The organism is Lacticaseibacillus pantheris DSM 15945 = JCM 12539 = NBRC 106106 (assembly GCF_001311175.1).
GTDB classification, from domain to species: Bacteria; Bacillota; Bacilli; order Lactobacillales; family Lactobacillaceae; genus Lacticaseibacillus; species Lacticaseibacillus pantheris.
Map to the genome: position 1 here is coordinate 14,651 of NZ_BBAI01000015.1, position 15,538 is coordinate 30,188.

Genomic DNA, 15,538 nt, shown 5'->3' on the forward strand with positions numbered 1-15,538 from the left:
GCTACTGGCGTTTCAATGTTTTTTTGTAATCGTGTAAGTCAAGGTGGGCGTTTTGGTCAATGACTTGGCTGTTTTATAGTCCAGAGCAATTTTAGCTGTTCCATCATCATTAACATCGTAAAACCCTTCTTTTTGATTGGTGTCATCAACAGGAGTTGCTTGAGTATCAACTAATTTATACGTAGTTGTACCGTCACCTTTAAGTGCTGTAGTCAAAGCATCACTGACGTTAATATCCTTTTCTGCTAAATCATCTTGACTATCATCTTGAAAGTCAGCTGCTGTAGCGCTTAGTTCATTCAGCCCGGTGTTGTTCAATTTACCACCTTCAACTGAAACGTCAGTTGTGAAAACTATTGATGCCGGATCGTCAGCAGCCACGGTGTTTCCATCTTTATCAGTGGGGTTCCCATCAGCATCAACACGCTGAATCTGAACCTTAGCACTAGCAGCGAAGTCTACGCCGGTAGAATTAATTGGAGCATCAAGTGTTTTATAGGTTGCTGTGGTTTGATTTGAGGTTAAGTCATCAGTAAATCCATTAGTAGAGGCATACAGGCCAGCAGAATTCCCAGGTGCAGCGCCATCTGATCCTTGAACCTGATTATTTAAACCATTATCCGCTGCAAAGGCCAAAGCTCGAATAATTGCGGTTGTCTCCTCGGGTGTTAGTTCATATCCGTAAACTGCACTTCCGCCCGCTTTTACCGCATCCGCGGCTATTGTTGTCAATGGCTTTAATGAAGCTGAATCAACTGGAATGTATTCCCCGTTACTGGCTATTTTTAGAGTTCCGTCGTCATTCTTCTCAAATGTGTTGTTGTTGGCCTGAACAACCATTTTTGAGCCCAAGTAAAAACGGGTAAATGCTTCACCCTTCATCATTAATACGACAATTTTGGAATCGGGATACACTTTCATAAGTGTACTATTTGCACCATTGTATTGAACGTGACTGAAAAAGACGCCGACCTGGGCCTGACTCAAATCACTGGTTACTTGCCCATTTTCTTGGCCTACTTTTGATCTAACAGAAAACCAATTAGTTAATTCTGTTAGATCGGTAGGATCATCTGCTTGTTCTTCAAAAACGTAATTACCATCAGCATCAACCCCAAGATCAGTGTAGGTAACGCCTCCTGTGGATTCTGGAAGCCCAGGTTTTACGGCCTTAGCATCAACCCGTGCATAACTGGCCTGCAAACCATTAGAATTGGCATATGACGTAACTAAAGCTTTATCGGTACTTGAAAGATCGTCACCACTATAGTCAGTGAGAGTGATTTGATTGCCATCAAGTGTCGCTTTAGCATCAGTCAATCCGATAGCTTTAGTTAAATCTTGAATATCAGCTGAAGCTAATGAAGTAGATGATTTTGCCGAATCGACATTTTCGTGAGTTTCTGTGTTTTTTTGTTATTGCATTATTTTGACTACTGAGGACATCAGAGTCAGTATTATTCGGTTGCGTTGCGTTAGCCATCGGCTGAGCACTATCATTATCATCAGATGTTGTTGCAGACTTAACTGTATCTGATGCAGAGGCAACACTTGATTGAGCTGCGCTGCTTGCAACAGGCTTAGCGTTAGTTGTATCTACCGGTGCAGACTGCGGTGCATTAGAGGCAGCACTGGACTGTGTTTGTGGACTCGTTGCTTGCGAGTCGGTTTTTGACGAACTGGCACTTGACGGTGCAGCACTACCCTTGTTAGTAGTGGCTGTTTGCGTGTCATCTGCTGCACTATTGCTTTGACTAAGTACTACATTTTTCTTCTGCAGACTTGCAGAAGATGTCGTATCATCGCTGGTTTGTACAGCGGCCCCGGAATCATCAACTGTGTCGGCTTTAACGACATTACCATCGCTCAAGGTGAATCCCAGCCCCGTAAGACTTGCTACAACAGCCCCGGCGATCAGCCATTGCTTTCCGGATTTGTAAAGCTTGAAATGTTTTTTTTCGATCGACCATGTCTCCGACTAATTTGTCATGAGCATGTATAACCTGTTTTGACATATCTTCTCCTCCTAAAAACCCTGTTGAATTTAGGAGCACTACCAAGCATTAAAAGTCGATTGCAGAAATGTAATTATACAAGTTTTCTAAGTGTACTTAGAAAACCGAAATGATGTAGCCTGAATAATATATATTTAGGAGGTTACATAATGAGGTACGGGTACGCGCGAGTTAGTAGTAGAGATCAAAATCTTGAACGTCAATTGGTTAGGCTACATGATGCAGAGGTAGACTGTATTTTTATGGAAAAGGTTTCGGGTGTTGAACAGGATCGCCCAAAACTAGCGGCGGCAATGGCGCATCTCAAAGAAGGCGATGAACTAGTTGTAATCAGCCTAGACCGCCTTAGTCGCGACACTGAGCAGCTGTCACAACTAATGCTTAGAATATCTGTAAAGCGAGCCAAATTAGTGGTTCTGGACATGCCACGGTTTGAGGAGGTGTCAAACATTAATACTCGTCATCTACTAGAGGATATAATCGTGTCTTTGAAGACGTATTTTGCTGCTGAAGAACGCGCTCAGATCAAAGAACGTCAGCGACAAGGAATTGAACTGGCAAAAAAAAGCGGGGTGCCTTCCACGGTGGTCAGAAACTCTACACGGCTGACAGCGAGGATCCAGAACGCAGGCATAAATACCTTCAAATTCAACAAATGGTGACCAACCATGAACGTCTTACGGATATTATGCATGCGACTGGTTGTAGTAATACGTTAGTTTACCGGGTTAAACACGAACTAGAAGCATAGCAAAAGAACCATTCAGCCAACAAGTCCATGTCGCTGAATGGTTCTAATTATTTCGGATGCCAAAATTGATGGTTCCGGAAAGGCTGATAAAGAATTTACCCAATTCTGATATGTCCGGTTCATCATTCCCGCCACCTCGACCAGATGATGCGAGGATAGCGTCAATTTCCTTGTCAAATATGACTGGTTCATTGTGATCTTGCTTCTTCGTACGGTTAGTCCGTCGTTTGTGTCCGTCATGGTTATGATGACTGCTTGCATTAGTAATCGGTTCAGACTGCTTAGTATGCTTTCTGGTGGTGTCAGACGTTCGTGGTGTTTGTCCCACACCAGCATCATCTTTCGTCAATCTCTGTTGCTCTAGCACTACTTGGTAAGTTATTGGTACATTGGTAAAGTAGGCTGCAGTGAAACGCATAGTGTCATCACGGACAATATAGTAACCCTCGCGTTGAAGACTAACTATTTGTTTGTAGGTATCGAAAATTATTCGTTCTCCAATTTTACCGGTTAAAATTTCTGTACCTAAAGTCCTACCCGTCGCGCCATCAACATACATAATCGTGGCTGTTGACAGATGTCCCTTTGAACGCATGGTCGTGTTTGACTCCGTAAGTTGCTTTTGTGAATTAGCAGCACCGTGGCTCGGGATAATTGGGAATGCAGTGGTCAAATGATCACGGTTGTTGTTAACTACGGACGATTTCGTTGTAATTGATTCTATTGCAACCGATAATGGAGTTCCGCTTGTAGTAAGAGTGTACGCAATGTGAGTTTGGTTATTGTTAACTAACCTGTATCCTGATGGTACAACAAGGTTGTATGATCCAGAATCACCTGTCAGTCCATTGATAGTATCTGTTTTTATAGTTTTTCCATTTTCATCAACGTAATCAATTTTCTGCGTTACTGGCTTTTTATTCGATGTCTGGTTAACTTGTATATTAATTGGCTTATTTGAGCTCGATAAAGTGTATGGAACAGTTTTATTCTGTCCTTTTGCCAAATCATATCCATTTGGAGTACTGGTAGTATAGGTGCCTTGTTCGCCAACGTTGCCTTTTACTGTATCGGTTTTAACCAAGACACCATTAGTATTAGTATAGTTAATTGTTAACGACGTAGCCTGAGGCTGCACAACTTTCTTGAGTTTGATAGTCAACTGATTAGTTGAGTTGGCTAGTGTGTAGGAGCTAGCCTGACTCTGACCATCAGCTAAGGCATAACCAGTAGGTGCTTTGGCAGCGTAGCTTCCCTTATCACCAATATTTCCGCTTACTGTATCTGTCTTAACAGTTTTGCCCTGGTCATCCACATATTTAATAGCCAGAGTCGCTTTGGCCGGTGCAGCTGGTGTAAGACTAATCTTCCTGTGTCAGATGTGTCAGCAGTATAGTACAAACCACCAGAAGTCAGTGCCTTCTGATTAATCGTATTAAGAGCCGTATTAACTTTTTCTACTCCAGAGTTGCTAAGGGAATAAGTGTACTCTTTTGGATCAGTTCCATCCTGAGCAACAGTAATATCACTACTGCCTAAGAACACGCTCCCAATTTTTTTGATTATTGGCATCAATAATTGTTCCCGTCTGATCTTTAAAATGGGTACTTGCCTTTTGATCATCTTCCGTATCCGCCACTGTTGGTAATTGGATAGACGCAGTACTAGACATGGTTTTAATATTAAGAGTTGTTAGATACGATGTCTTTGTGGAGCCATTAGTAATATTGATGTGTAGCTTGCCTTGACTAGTTTGTGCAGCATCAAATCCAGCCTGAATAACTGAGCTTGGCAAGCACAATGCATAGTACGAGTTACCACCAACATTAACTTGTGTAAAGCGTCCACTAGTAATTACAGCGCTATTACTAGTGTTGGTAATAGTGTATGTTGCACCACTTAAATCTTCGCCGGTATTATAAATAGAAATGAACTGACTGGATTCACTGTATATAACGCTACCATTCACGTTTTTAACATTCGTAACAAAAGAACTATTAGAACTGTTACCATTAATTTGGACCACACTATCATCTGTGGATTGAAAAGCATAATCCCCTGTGCCTAACTCAATTTTTGAGGTATCAAATTGATCGGAGCTATTTTGATTTTCATTGTCATTTTGGATTGTGGTGCTGGCAATAACAGTAGAAAAGCTAAAATTATTTGAAAAAAAACATAGTAGTGGCAACAATCACTCCCAATGCTGTTCCCACACCATAAAAAGCAGCTGATGAACGTTGATTTGTAGGTTTGCTTGGTGAATTCATACGAAACGCCTTCTTTCCGAATAGTTAATACTATCCATTTTGCCACTTATAATTTGGGAACAATTGACCCAGGCGCCTATGCTTAATCTCCAAAATTAAGTCGGCAAGTTCAGACCAGTCTTGCGATGTTGGTGGATCCAACCAGATAACCTGTGGTGCACTAACTTCCATGGAATGAAAATCTGAAATGTAGATATCAGTATCATCCGTTATGTTTTTTTTGAATCACGATATGGGCATGATTAAATGCTTTCAATGATTTAATCACATAGTTTGTATATAGTTGGCCCTCAGAAAAATCAACGCAAATGAAAACACGATCTTTCATACTCGTCGTTGGAATACTGTTGATCAAACAAAACATGTACGAGAAGTACAAATTAACAATCATTCGTTCACTTAGATCGAATGAAATCATATGTTTCAACGCCCCCAAGAAATCACGAATGATTAGGTCAAACGTAGGGTAAAGATCCCGGAAAAAAGTTACCTGTTCCGGACTAATAAATGTCGTTGGCTCAACATAAAAGGTTGTGAATTGAAGGTTTACTGAAAGTAGTTGGTTGTATAAGTCAGTACTGTGGATATCTGTTCTTTCTGTTAGAACCTCTTTTGCGAGTACCATCTCTACAAACTTCTTAGAAATAGTAGTGGCCGTCGGAAAGTTATGCTCAACATACTGAACATCATTTAATCCTAAGAAGCCTTGGGTTAACAGGAAACTAAAGATATAATCAGCTTCTGCCGTATCTATATGAAGCCGATCTTTTAGACCGTCTTGTAACGTTTCGTACACCGTTTGATAAGTTCTGTCTCTCAAATTATCGTCTAGCAATTCAGATTGAATAAATCGGTGGTTTTGCTGACGAAGAATCCAAACCTTGAGCAATGTTTCTAACTTGACGACTTGAGTCGGGTTAAGTTCACCGGGGAAAAGCCCTTCCAGTCGAGCACACAACTCATCACTTATCAGGTTTAGTTGCGGCAAAGGTTTCTCAATACCAGTAAATGTTGTGTAGTAAAACTGAAAAAGCCGTAATCGAGAAATAAACTCAGGATCCTGATTAACACCTGCAATCAAGTAATAGTCATGGTCATCTAATTCCTTCTTTAGCTTGCGGTCGTTTTTGTAGAACGTAGACTCTGTTTGGAAATGTTCACGTGCATAAACACTAATCTTAATGTCCTGTTGATCATAGAACGCCCGAAATTCATAGGCAGGAAATAAATTTGATCGCCGTAAGTACAATAGATAGATTTTTTTGATTAATAAAAGTTGTAATGTTATGGCCGACAAAGGTTCCCTTCGTAGTTTCATCAATGAAACTTGGTTCGTTTTCAGAAACCGTAGCCAAATCCTCATTCATAATCACAAGGTATTTATTAAGGTGATAGTTAGTAAGTCCCAATTTCTCACTAATGCTTTCACGTTTGGCCTTGTGCGATGGTTCCTTGGCAAGCAGCATCAAGATACTTAGGCACGCACTATCCCCAGAGTTCAACATAAAATCGTAGTACATAAACGTCCTCGCCCCCCTCACTTGAGTCACAAATTGTATAAATACACAAAATGAGACAATTATAACTATATAATACGCCGAATCGGAGCTGAATACTGGATTATCCGTAAACTTTTGACTGTCCACTTTTTCCAAAAATCAAGAAAAACATGACAGTTAAAAAATCTTTTAATTAACCTCTATTGGCCTTACTATTGGTCGTAAAGAAGCGCCACCAACAATTTAAAATAATTCGACGTTTTAGAAATTACTCCTGAGTACGGGTAAAAAGTACGACGGAATTTCGGTTTTCTAAGTACACTTAGAAAAATGTATAATAATTCAAAAAAAGCACTCCGTACTGAGCTCTTCAGTGCGGAGTGCCTCTCTATTTTATTCAGGTATAACGATTAAGAAACTACAACAATAGACGAAGGCGAACTTACGGTCCTATCTGCATTTGTTTCCGCAATCGCGTATGCAGTACCTTGACTGCCTGATCAGGTAAATCAATAGTAACAACACCATCAGCGGGAATTTCTTCTTCGGCTATTACAACCCCGTCACCATTCGTAACTCGGATTAAATTACCTACATTATAACCACCTTCCGAGTTTTGACCTGCATTAACAATAATTTGTGTAGCTCCACCTCTTACCCCATCACTGGTAGGCTTAGGTAGAGTGGTTTCTGTTGCGGTTGGTACAGTTGCATTCGCTGCCGGGCTTTCGGTAGTCCCCTTACTTTGAGTAACTGAGATTTTGTCGCCTGGTTTAAGCTTTGTATTCAATAGAACACTATAGCTACCGCCGTCGTCAACGATTCCTGTACCTAGTGTTGTACCACTAGAGTTCTTAACAGTGACGGTATTGCCAGCAACTCCAGTTCCTGTTACTGTTCCTGTTACGGTAGAAGATCCATCAGTAACACTGGTAAGATCAATAGTCGGTTTGGCAAGCTCAGTGGGTGTCGTTTCCTTATCCTTAACTGTCTTACTTGCTGGTGCGCTAGTTAGCGTACCATTTGACTCTTCAACAGCGATAGTATCCCCTCCAACCAGTGGTTGGTCAACCGCTACATTGTACTTGCCATTATCGTCAACTTTGCCAGTTCCAATGGTGTTACCAGCATTATCGATAACAATGATAGTGTTGCCTGGTGTGGAGCCAGTACCTGTAACCGTCGTATCTCCTTCGGTTAGGTCATTGATGGTTGGTGCCTTGATTGACGGTACAGCCTGTACAACTGCAACAGATGGATTGCTAGTCTTATTTCCGTCAGTTTCAGTAGCGAGAAGATCATCGCCTTCCTTCAATTGACGATTGAGCGGTACGCTGAAAGTCAAATCATTATTCACTTTCGCTGTACCTACAGTCTTACCATCTTGATCGGTAATGTTAATCGTGTTGCCAGCAGTCGTGCCTTTACCCGTAACAGTTGTGGCGTTTGCGTATACTGGACGATCTAAGGCTGGCGCATGAAGCTCAGTAGTCACTTGAGTTTCAACCACTGCTACTGATGGGTTACTAGTAACAGTACCGTTACTTTCAGTAGCAAGAATATCGTCGCCTTCCTTCAGTGCGCGAGTCAATTCAACTGTAAAGGTGAGGTCATCGTTAACCGTGGCGGTACCAAGGGAGGCTCCGTTCTGGTCAGTAAGGCTGATTGTGTTACCAGCAGTTGAACCTTTACCCGTTACTGTCGTATCAGTAGTGTACACTGGGCGATCTAATGCAGGTGCATGAATCTCCGTAACCGCTGGTTTTTCAACAACCGCCACTGATGGGTTACTTGTAACTGTGCCGTTTGTTTCAGTAGCCAGCAGGTCATCACCTTCTACTAATGCTCTATTCAGTGGCACGGTGAATTTAAGATCATTACCAACCGTGGCCGTACCAAGCGTATCGCCATTCTGATCAACAATTGTTACCGTGTTGCCGGCAGTTGACCCGGTACCAGTAACTGTAGTGTCAGTAGTGTACACTGGGCGATCTAGGGCTGGTGCATGAATGGTTGTCACTGTTTCCTTAGTAACTACTGCCACTGCAGGATTACTTGTGACGGTACCGTTACCTTCAGTTACAAGGAGGTATTCATTTTCAATTAGTGGGCGATTAAGCTCAACCGTAAAGGTCTTGTCCGTGTTAACGGTTCCAGTTCCAACAACGTTATCATTTGAATCCGTGATTTCAATTGTATTCCCGGCAGTTGACCCTGTCCCTTTGAGCGTCGTATCAGTAGTGTACACTGGACGATCAATCGCTGGTGCATGAATTTCAGTTGCCGTCTGCGTAGTCACGGTCACATTGGTTGCTGAGCTGGTGTTCTTACCGTCAGTTTCCACAACGGAGATGATTTCGCCAGTGTTCAGTGCCCGAGTTAATGCGACCACGTAGTTGAGGTTACTACCAACCAACCCAGTACCGATCACGTTACCTTGGTTGTCCGTGATCCGGATGGTGTTGTTGGCTGTGTGCCCTTGACCATGAACAGTCTCTGCGGTGTTGTAAACTGGCGTTGTTACGGTTGGAGCGAGAATCGTAACGGTTTGCTGAGCTTTAACAGCCGCGGCTGTATCCGGGCTAGCGTTGCCCTTGTTATCGCTTTCGATGGCGTAAATGATGTCGCCTTCTTCGAGGATAGTGTTAACTCCGACATTCCAAGTGCGATCGCTATTAACCGTACCAGTACCGATGACCTGGCGAGCAGAATTTTCGATGGTAATCGTGTCACCAGCAGTTTGGCCGGTACCAGTAACAATTGTTTGATCGGCGTACACATCATTGATATGTGGAGCGGCAATGGAAACTTCTGTTGTTTCCAGAACTCCTCTTTCGGCTGGAGCACTCTTATCCGTACCATTCGAGGCAACAGCACTGATAATCTCACCGGCGCGTAGTGCACGATTAATATTGATGCTGTAGAGTCCGTTGCGTCGGTGTAACCATAGCCTAGAGCATTTTGACTCTGATCAGTAATCGTAATCTGAGTTCCTGGAGCATTGTTAGCAGCCCCTGAAACCGTAGTCTCACCAGAATATAGCGGACTGATAGTTGGTTGCTGCAGTTCAACTGGTGCGTGGCGAACCGTAACTGTAGTTGCGTCACTTTCACCATCTTCGGCCGTCGTCTGAGTAACGTTGAGTACCGTTCCTTGCTTTTGCAGTGGAATCGTTACACTGTAGTAGCCGTTAGAGTTAACCGTGCCGATACCCAGTGTTGTCATCCGGTCTTCGTTGTAAACCTTCACAGAAGCTCCAGGGACACCGGTACCACTCACAACAGTATCGTTGTCTTCAACCGGTTGAACCACGTACGGTTTTTGAATGCCTTGAGACACCTCAGCAGGCATCAGGTGGTTAGTCTGCAATGCGGTAGTTGATGCCCAGTTTGAGAATACGTCCCAGTCAATAATTGAAGTTGGCAGAACCACAGCCCCATCGAAGGAGTAGTTGGAGTCTGAAGGGTCAATGACCATACCAGACTTGTTAACCATATCGCCGACGTTTAAGTTGACAGTGATATCAACGGGAGCGTAGGCAACGGTGAGCATTGCCGGGTTGCTGAAAGTAATGATGGCTGAACCGTCAGTATCCTGTGTAATGGTGAAATCACTGGCGGTGTATTCGTGTGGTGTTCCAAGAATTCCACCCGTAAACGTACCGGTGATATCACTCTTATCTGCTTGAAGAATTAAAGGTGATAATTCTGCAGGCACCTTAATTACATATTTAGACGTCGTGGCATCAAGCCCAATCGTTGAACCACTGTAGTCCAAGGTAATAACACCGGTATACGTCCCGTCAGCGTTCTTCTTAAGGCCATTTACTCCGGATCCGCTAGCGGTGATAGTACCATTGGCAAAGAATGAACCACCAATACCACCTTCAGGATCAGCAGCCACTGCAAGTGGGGCCATAACAGCCTCATCTGCGGCAGGAGCTGGAGCGGCCACAGCGTCTACCTTCGTAGTTTCACTAGTAGCTGCTGATTCAACTACAGCAGTTTCAGCAACAACGTCACTACTCTTTTCTGAGTTTTGTACATCTGAATTTTCTGTGGTTGCTGAAGCGGTTGTAGTCTCGGTTGCCGTGTCAGCAGGTGCGTCGGTCGTTGACGCTGCACTTGATGTTTCTGATGCTGCAGATGTAGCAGGAGTTGCAGCAGCATCACCGTTAAGCGCTTTCAAGTCGCTGGCAGAAGAAGAACTTGTTGTGTCCGTGGCCTCCACCGTGGCAGCTTCAGCCGTCTTTGCTGGAGCTGAACTAGCATCACTCGTTGCGGAAGATGCTGTTTCAGTGGTCGGTGCGGCTGATGAAGTAGCAGTAGTTTCAGTTGATTGGTCACTTGCAGCGCTGCTAGTTGCTTCGTTACCGCTATTGGTAACAACTGCAGCTGCAGGAGTATCTACAGTGTCGGCGCTAACAGTTTCGGATGATGCGAATGCCGATGCACCAAGTACTGAAAAGAATACTGCACATGCGAAAACCCAGCGGCGCCCGGCCTTGAACATCTTGAAATTCGTTCGTGTAACATCTAAGTGTTGATTATGCATATCGATTTCCTCCTTGTGGGTATTCGTACCCATCTTATAGTATTGTGAATCAAGTAACATCTGCATCGTTTGAAGGTTATGGCCTTCACCAGTAACACAACCCATAAATATAATTACTCCACCATGCGTCATTAGCAAACGTTATTGCTTTTGTCGTTTGGCTTATTTAAAGCATAACCTGGCCAAATCAATAACGCAACAAAAAAATTATTAAGTGTTGGATTAAATGACAGGGATTTCAATAACTATATAGATACATATTCAGCAGTGTAACCACGATTATGAGATAGTTATTGAAATCCCTTTTTAAAAACATAAAGAAATTTGCTATTGCCCATCAAATCGGTCAATATTAACCGACATGCGTCCAAGTCATAAGGCAAGTACTTACGCTTTTATTTATGCTACGATTATCTAATTAATACTAACAGTCTCCCTCTCGTGGCACTTACCATTACTCAATAGACACATAAAACATTAGCGTAAAGTTGTTCAATCTACACTGTCAATAAATGAACAATACTCACATGCCACTTGACCCAGTTCACTTTAGTAGCTTTGCCCGAAAAAAAAGCTCTCAAATTAGTTGAGAACTGAATGCGCTAATTCAGCTTAATGGCTGGTGTGGAGTATAGATTGTCATCTCTCCCTGCAAAAATGGTCTTGATTTTAGAAGAAAATTCAACCGTAGAATAACGTAACAGTCAATTTATCGCTGTAGCCTGTACTCTTATTGGTCACTAATCGCTGATTGTCGATAGCGACCCTTGTTTGCCACACTGACTTAACATCTCAGAAGATATCTCCGTCTTGGTCAAGCGGCGTCCACCAATATCGGTCACAACTCCATGCAATTAACGGATACTGTCTGTGATATCAACTCTTTATGCGTGCATAACAATAAATCATGCTTCCTTCACACTATATCCCCGCCCCCATTCATGGATTCAGGGGCCGCTAACTGTGACAACATCAATTAGGATCATGCGACCTTCGAAACTACGCCAAAAAAAATTTGATCAATCGCCACGAACAAAAAGCGACAACAAAAAGCGACCAAACATTACAGCGGAATTCTTTTTGGTCACAACAAAAAAAAGGCTCTCAAATCACATCACCCTCACGGTGTTGATTTCAGAGCTAAAAAAACGTAGGCTTTTCAAATTTACCGGCCGGAGCACTCTTTCTAAATTGACTTCTTCGTTATGTTAGAAACACCCTAATAACCTGCCACTCTGGTTTAGCTGATACAGGCATATACCCAAGCATTGCCAAAATTAAACTAGGACATAGTAGTTCTAAAAAAAATAATCACTGTTGTTGCGCACCTGCCTCTTACTTTATAGTGCGTGGAATGCCTCTGATTCCCGAATCACCACTCAGCCCAGAAAGTATTAGTCATTAGCAACCTTTTTAAAGGTGAAGTTCATTTGCTCAATTTCGTATAGTTTAATATCCCCAAGTAGTTCAACCTTTTTCGTGTCAAACAAAACCAAGTCAACCGCGTCAGTCGGGCTTACCGAACTAGCATAAACCATACCATCGACACCCATAGTCTTTATTAGGTCACTGATATACTCGGTCGGAACATAATCCACCTCAGAGCGGTTCCGGCCAGTTTTACGTCGCATCGCCTTATCAATGTCAATTAAAATTGAACGATTAATCAAATATGACATTTTATCAACTCCAGCAAATGGGCTCAATTCAGCCAATTTATCTAGGTCAACAACCTGTATCGGACTTCTCAACTTAAATGTGCCTACTGCAACAATATCCTGAATTGATGCCCTAATTTCAACCAGACTCGTTCCAACATCACTACCCAAGTATAAGTATGAAAACCCCGGAGCATTTAACCGTCCGGCTTTTGATTGCCTTTCAGGAGCGGGGCCGATGGCGGACATACCGTGTAGGCCATTCTTGGATCTGTCAGTATCATTAATTATTCGTGAGCGAAAATAATGTGTATCGTCCGCTTCCAGGGAGGTGACCAAGAGTCGCAAAAAAATATTCCAATCGTTCAGTGACCATTAAACTGTTATGATAACGATTTTTTTGCCGTATTACAGTTTCAAACTCCGACCAGCTCTTTCCAGAAAAGATACCCATATTCTGTTGATACTCGCCATGCAGACTATATAGCGGTACAACTAGGCCGTGGAGCATTTCCTGGTTTTCATTGAAATAATCCGGCGCAAAATGTTCCAGTAAGAGTTCTATTTCATCTGATTTAAGGTTAAAAATCCCCCATTGATCACGAAGGTGAGTCGATAGTTTTTGTGCCATGCGGGTAGAGCCTGTATCATATAAGTCAAAAATCTCGATAAATTCAGACTGAAAGCCTTGAAAATTGACATCGTTTTGAAGTGCATCCAGATCAATGACCTTATTCAAATGGTCCTTATGTTCTATACTTACGTCACATCGACTCTGTACCAACAGCGCGAATCCATTTACGAATTTGCTCATCACGAAAACACTCAACACAACATTTCATGAATCCGCCCTCTCGTTTAAATACCTGCCCATAATTTCAAGATGATGTTCGATGGAAAGTTTTTTTTACTACTCCGAGGCCCGAGTATTGTTGCTGATCATACATGCGTTTAAACTCTACCAATGCTGTGGAATCATTTTGATCGCGATTAAATTCGGGCGACTGATACCACTGCATGAACGCCTCCAACGCCTCAGCAAATTTACCCGCGACATTGGTAATATCATCATTTGTAGTGGACACAAAATGACGAATACGTAGCTGACCATCAGCTCGAAAATATACTATGTGAATCGCAACAGCCTAGGTGCATAGCCACTATCAATGTACTCGGAGCCAATTACGGAGTAGTCGCTGAAGCCAATATATCCATCCTCGCTATAATACATATGCGTTTCCGAAAAGAACTCATCCTCATTATTAGCGTAGTCAACATTGCGAGGCCGTTTCGTAAAGGCGTCATCGAGAACGACCACCCTACTACCATGTGAACGGCGCAAAAATGATCGATTATCAGGAGCAATAACCTTGAGAGCATTATTCAAGGGTTGACTTTCCCATTCAAGCTCTGGATGAACCGTTTTCGGTAGTACTACCATAGAATTAGGGCTGTTATATTTACCTAGGGTATCAACTGCTTCCTGCGATGTCCCTATTACGGCTGGAATAAAAAAAAGGCTCTTGTTTTAACTCATCCACTTCCTCGTCATTTGCAAAAGGGGTATACGGGGTGGCCTGTGGATTTTGAATAACAGCCAGGCTATGCGATTCCCGCCCAAACAACTGAAGCACCGTCTTTAGCGTACTACTAGCCTTAACGGGCTCGATAATCGGCACTATAGAAGCAGTTAGTGTTCCATTAGTAATCATTTCGCGTAGGGCAATTAATTCGAACTGCTTTCCACGTAAATATGGATAGTACATTTGAGAAACCCCCATTATTTCCGACCCAACATTGCAAACAATTTACTGTACTCATTCTCTTTGTAATTTTGAAAGTACACTAGCTCTTTGATACTCATTGGCACTTTTTTTTAAACGCACACTCATGCTGGCGAACGGTATTTCTTGCTTTTAGAAACCGCAATAAATACCGATGACAAGTCTCTACATCCATTTTCTCGAACCACATCTGACAGGCCCGATAATAGTCAAATTGGCTGACATTAGGCAGAGTATTGTAATGTTCCATAAGCGCAGTTTCATACTCTGGCTTCCGCAAAATTTTGAACATGGAGGTTTGATTAAGACCACTCAAATGCTCATGGGGCTCGATTAGCGTGCTTAATGTCTGCCGATTTGTTAACTCAATCAGGCCGACATCCGTTCCCTGTAATCGTTTTCTTAGCACATCCGCATGGGCTTTATCGGTAACAATCGAGACATACTTAAAGGCTTGGTAGTAACTAATGATTTGACTTGGTAAACGTTCAAGATTATCTAATTCTGTCTTGATCTCATATACCTGACCGACACCATTAATGATCAAAAAAAATCCAGAATTGATCCACCCACTGGTAATTCTCTGATTGCAGTAGAAGTACGGACACTGTGCCTCCCTAGTAATATCTTGTTGAGTAGTGTGTTCTTAAAGAAATACTCATTACGGTATCGCTTAGACATCAGGGCGTATGCCTGATCGAAAAATTCACCATTAACTATGAAAGAGTCACTTTCTTGCTTGATCTGGTCAATAAACGAATGCGATGAATCATCGACAAGCTTTCTTAGAGTCGAGGGAGAGAACAGGCGACTCAATTTTCTGTTACTTATTTCCACGATGCCACCTCCTAAACATTCCGATATGCAATCGTTTACGACTACCAAATTATACCCAATACTCGTCCTTCTGAACAGCACCGACCGCAAAGTTTTAAGCTCTTGTTTCTCCATAAATGCCGCGATATTAAGGCCATTATCGTGGTTGTTACGTGGCTTACATTAGCGTA

General features: G+C 42.5%; 12 protein-coding genes and 3 pseudogenes. 1 reads left to right on the forward strand and 14 read right to left on the reverse strand.

Annotated features, from left to right (window positions below):
• Positions 1-12 precede the first annotated feature (12 nt).
• From JCM12539_RS06360 to JCM12539_RS15140, 3 genes and pseudogenes are all read right to left on the reverse strand, one after another.
• Entirely contained in the window at positions 13-1,320 is a 1,308-nt protein-coding gene (locus JCM12539_RS06360; RefSeq protein WP_054650118.1) for a hypothetical protein, read from the reverse strand.
• A gap of 28 nt (positions 1,321-1,348) precedes the next feature.
• Positions 1,349-1,870 (reverse strand): hypothetical protein, encoded by a 522-nt coding sequence (locus JCM12539_RS12670; RefSeq protein ID WP_263849758.1) that lies wholly within the window; start codon positions 1,868-1,870, stop codon positions 1,349-1,351.
• Between the two features lie 9 nt (positions 1,871-1,879).
• Positions 1,880-1,963, reverse strand: a pseudogene (locus tag JCM12539_RS15140) (KxYKxGKxW signal peptide domain-containing protein); the annotation flags it as partial.
• A gap of 201 nt (positions 1,964-2,164) precedes the next feature.
• On the opposite strand from JCM12539_RS15140, the gene JCM12539_RS06365 reads away from it, so the two are divergent.
• A complete protein-coding gene (locus tag JCM12539_RS06365) occupies positions 2,165-2,677 on the forward strand; it encodes a recombinase family protein (protein ID WP_082405371.1) in 513 nt (170 codons plus the stop codon).
• Between the two features lie 132 nt (positions 2,678-2,809).
• Here JCM12539_RS06365 and JCM12539_RS06370 read toward each other — a convergent pair whose 3' ends face one another.
• The 11 genes and pseudogenes from JCM12539_RS06370 to JCM12539_RS06420 all read right to left on the reverse strand — a co-directional run bounded on the left by JCM12539_RS06370 (position 2,810) and on the right by JCM12539_RS06420 (position 15,368).
• Positions 2,810-4,081 (reverse strand): mucin-binding protein, encoded by a 1,272-nt coding sequence (locus tag JCM12539_RS06370; protein ID WP_054650120.1) that lies wholly within the window; start codon positions 4,079-4,081, stop codon positions 2,810-2,812.
• Between the two features lie 213 nt (positions 4,082-4,294).
• Complete coding sequence (locus tag JCM12539_RS06375) at positions 4,295-4,960, reverse strand: hypothetical protein (RefSeq protein ID WP_156302096.1); 666 nt, start codon at positions 4,958-4,960, stop codon at positions 4,295-4,297.
• Between the two features lie 278 nt (positions 4,961-5,238).
• Complete coding sequence (locus JCM12539_RS06380; RefSeq protein WP_156302097.1) at positions 5,239-6,333, reverse strand: hypothetical protein; 1,095 nt, start codon at positions 6,331-6,333, stop codon at positions 5,239-5,241.
• Between the two features lie 644 nt (positions 6,334-6,977).
• Positions 6,978-9,314 carry an Ig-like domain-containing protein gene (locus tag JCM12539_RS14005; RefSeq protein WP_162204058.1) on the reverse strand — a complete coding sequence of 779 codons (2,337 nt, stop codon included), beginning with the start codon at positions 9,312-9,314 and terminating at the stop codon, positions 6,978-6,980.
• A 317-nt stretch (positions 9,315-9,631) separates the two neighbouring features.
• A pseudogene (locus JCM12539_RS06395) lies at positions 9,632-11,221 on the reverse strand (Ig-like domain-containing protein); the annotation flags it as partial.
• 1,262 nt (positions 11,222-12,483) lie between these two features.
• Positions 12,484-12,996, reverse strand: coding sequence for an RES family NAD+ phosphorylase (locus JCM12539_RS12675; protein ID WP_082405373.1), 513 nt, complete (start codon positions 12,994-12,996; stop codon positions 12,484-12,486).
• Between the two features lie 34 nt (positions 12,997-13,030).
• On the reverse strand, positions 13,031-13,486 hold the full coding sequence (locus tag JCM12539_RS06405) for a hypothetical protein (protein ID WP_156302100.1): 456 nt from the start codon (positions 13,484-13,486) through the stop codon (positions 13,031-13,033).
• A 139-nt stretch (positions 13,487-13,625) separates the two neighbouring features.
• Positions 13,626-14,188 (reverse strand): annotated as a pseudogene (locus JCM12539_RS15145) (sce7725 family protein).
• A 31-nt stretch (positions 14,189-14,219) separates the two neighbouring features.
• Entirely contained in the window at positions 14,220-14,513 is a 294-nt protein-coding gene (locus JCM12539_RS14665) for a sce7725 family protein (RefSeq protein WP_054650136.1), read from the reverse strand.
• Between the two features lie 94 nt (positions 14,514-14,607).
• Entirely contained in the window at positions 14,608-15,078 is a 471-nt protein-coding gene (locus JCM12539_RS06415; protein WP_054650138.1) for a sce7726 family protein, read from the reverse strand.
• Positions 15,075-15,368 (reverse strand): hypothetical protein, encoded by a 294-nt coding sequence (locus tag JCM12539_RS06420; RefSeq protein ID WP_054650140.1) that lies wholly within the window; start codon positions 15,366-15,368, stop codon positions 15,075-15,077. The genes JCM12539_RS06415 and JCM12539_RS06420 overlap by 4 nt, the downstream gene beginning before the upstream one ends.
• Positions 15,369-15,538 lie beyond the last annotated feature (170 nt).